The organism is uncultured Methanobrevibacter sp. (assembly GCF_902770715.1).
In the GTDB taxonomy this organism is placed as follows: domain Archaea; phylum Methanobacteriota; class Methanobacteria; order Methanobacteriales; family Methanobacteriaceae; genus Methanocatella.
This window is the reverse complement of sequence record NZ_CACXTS010000074.1, coordinates 1-2,897: the sequence shown is the minus strand read 5'-3', so window position 1 is coordinate 2,897 and position 2,897 is coordinate 1. Positions and strand designations below refer to the sequence as shown.

Annotated in this window: 3 protein-coding genes; 2 read left to right on the top strand and 1 reads right to left on the bottom strand. The window is 32.0% G+C overall.

What is annotated here, in order from left to right; genetic code table 11:
• Nucleotides 1-124: 124 nt before the first annotated feature.
• On the top strand, nt 125-1,879 hold the full coding sequence (locus QZU81_RS10750) for an alpha-amylase family glycosyl hydrolase (protein WP_295591769.1): 1,755 nt from the start codon (nt 125-127) through the stop codon (nt 1,877-1,879).
• A gap of 8 nt (nt 1,880-1,887) precedes the next feature.
• Nucleotides 1,888-2,607 carry a 4'-phosphopantetheinyl transferase superfamily protein gene (locus QZU81_RS10745; RefSeq protein WP_295591767.1) on the top strand — a complete coding sequence of 240 codons (720 nt, stop codon included), beginning with the start codon at nt 1,888-1,890 and terminating at the stop codon, nt 2,605-2,607.
• Between the two features lie 87 nt (nt 2,608-2,694).
• Here QZU81_RS10745 and QZU81_RS10740 read toward each other — a convergent pair whose 3' ends face one another.
• Nucleotides 2,695-2,862: a hypothetical protein gene (locus tag QZU81_RS10740; protein ID WP_295591765.1), complete on the bottom strand. Its 168-nt coding sequence runs from the start codon at nt 2,860-2,862 to the stop codon at nt 2,695-2,697.
• Nucleotides 2,863-2,897: the final 35 nt, after the last annotated feature.

Sequence of the window (2,897 nt, the reverse complement as noted above, 5' to 3'; positions counted from 1 at the left end):
AGAAAATAATTGGTAGCGGTCTGGTGTTCAGGCCCGTTCGGATTACCGGAAACGGTATTGAAGCAAAGTTGTGATCAATACACGGTTACAACAGAACCATGTTTAATTATCCCAAGGAACAATCATGGTAAAAATAGGACATTATTACGAAAACGGTCAGTCATTCTTTAGAATTTACGCACCTCTGAAGAAAAATATTTCTATTGAAATAGACGGAAATAATAAAACTATTGAATTAAACAAGAACAATGATGGCTTTTGGATTGGTTCTTGTCCAGCATTACCTGAAGGTTCGTTATACTACGTAAATATCGACAATTCTAAAACATTACCAGATCCTACCTCTAGATACCAACCATTTGGTGTTCACGGACTTTCGATGATTGTTAAGACACAACCAGCATATAGAGAAGATTGGAAAGGTATAAGCATCGAACAAGCTGTAATCTATGAACTTCATTTGGGAACTTTTACTCCGCAGGGAAATTTAAGATCAGCAACAGAGAAGATTCCTTATTTAGCAGAACTAGGAATAAATGTAATTGAAATAATGCCAATTTCGACTTTTCCTGGCAATGCAGATTGGGGATATGATGGGGTATATCTATTTGCTTTGTCACCATCATATGGTACGTATAAAGATTTGGAATTATTTTTAAATAAAGCTCACGAGTATAAAATAGCCGTTATTTTAGATGTCGTGTACAATCATTTCGGACCAGAGGGGAATTATACAAATAATTTTGCGCCATATACAAAAAAATCACAGACCCCGTGGGGAGCAGCAATAAATTTTGATCAAAATTATTCAGATGGTATCCGCGAATTTTACAAATGTAATGTTCAATGGTGGCTCGAGGATATCGGATTTGATGGAATGAGATTGGATGCCTGGGCCATGATTGAGGATGAAAAAAAACCAAATATACGAAGAGAAATAACAGATCTAGCCCACGATATAGGAAAGAGAAATCATAGAAAAATAATTATGATCGCCGAACACCTAAGGAATGATCCTTCTGTTGTATCTTCTGATGGAGATAATTGCGATGCTCAGTGGATCGATGATTTCGGTCTTTCTATAAGATCATTTCTTACTAAAGATCCTTTAGATAAACTACTCAAAAGTTTTTATCTATTCGATGACATAATAAAAGCACTTAAACAAGCTGTAGTTTTGGATGGTACACGCATGAACCACGCACTTAACAGTTACACAGGAAAATCTCCTATTAATGTTAAGCCATCACAAAACGTAGTATATATACAGAATCACGATATGATCGGTAATAGGGTACGAGGAGATCGATTTGTAACAACTAGCAATAATGATAATTTTGAAAAATCACTGTTGGCAGCATTTACACTTTTTTCTAGCAATTTTAGACCATTAATATTTATGGGTGAAGAATTTGCTTCTTCATCTCCATTTCCTTTTTTTGAATCTTTTACGGACAACTATTTAATAAAAGCTGTCAAAGAAGGAAGAAAGAGTGAATGGAAATTTACAGGTATCGAACCTTTTGATTCCCATGCACAAGAAACATTAGAATTAGCGCACCTCAAATGGAATGAATTATCTGTCGATAAAAATATTCGTAATTTTAATATATACTCAAGATTAATTCGTTTAAAAATAAAAAATATTATAGGATACGATTCCTACGTAATGAAAGGTAAATTAGAAAATACAGTTGTAATCAAGAATTCTACAAGTTTAACGCTTCTTAATTTTAATCAAAATAATGCAGAGTTTGAATATGATGACAGATTTGAAGTTCTACTTGATAATTCAAATAAAAACAAGCCATTTAAATTAGGACCGTATGGAGCACAAATCCTTATAGATAAGAATCAAAATATTGATTTAGAATTTTAGTTACAATCATGGATATTCTAATTTTTTCTTCACTCAAAGAAATTTCTCAATCTTTGAGTGATTCTTTTTTTAAAAATCAAATATGTTCAAAAAGCAAAAAAAGATTTTTAGAAAAAGAAATAGCAAAAGAAATTCTTTTGCGTTCACTCCAAGTATTTTATGGATATACGTCAAGTATATTACCAGAAATTAAATTAAACAAATATGGTAAACCTTACTTCAAGGATAACTTCTACCCTTTTTATAACATATCCCATAGTGAAGATTTTATAATTATTGGATTCTCAGATAATTTTATTGGAGTTGACATAGAACTTATAAAAAATAATAGAAACATCCATCAAATTGCGAAAAGATTTTATACTGAAGAAGAATACGATTTTGTCAAAGAACAGAATTTCTCATATGATATTTTCTATACAATTTGGGTTCTTATTGAATCTATAAGCAAATACATAGGAAAAGGTTTTAGTTCATTTAACAAAGATTTCTCAATCATACCATCCAATAACAGCGTTATTGTAAACAAAAAAGAGTGTCGAGACAAAATCACAATAGGATCACTGATTTCAAACGATAATGAATATAAATTTGCTTATGTAGTAGAAAATCAAAATTTGCCAAAAATTTATTTTTATTCCAATTCAAAATTTATTCCAATAAATGAATGGCAAAATGTCAGTATAAAATATTCAAAGCTTGATTTCGGGTGCAGCAATATAATGTAATGAATATCAAGGATAGGAACCCCATACTGTGCACTGCACACTCCGCAAATTTACTTAACAATCTTCGGCACACCGTCCTCATCCAAATTACTGTTTATCGGTAAATCCATCTCTCCACATGTGATGACCGCAGTGAGAACGCCCGATAACAAATCCTTTCTTGAATGTAAGGCAAAGTTCAACACCTACATAACCATCTTCTTTTTTAAACTCGCGGGTAATTACAATGCATTTGCAAAATGGTACAATAATCATGTAGTTTCTCGTTCGTGTTCTAAAGGTAGATCAAA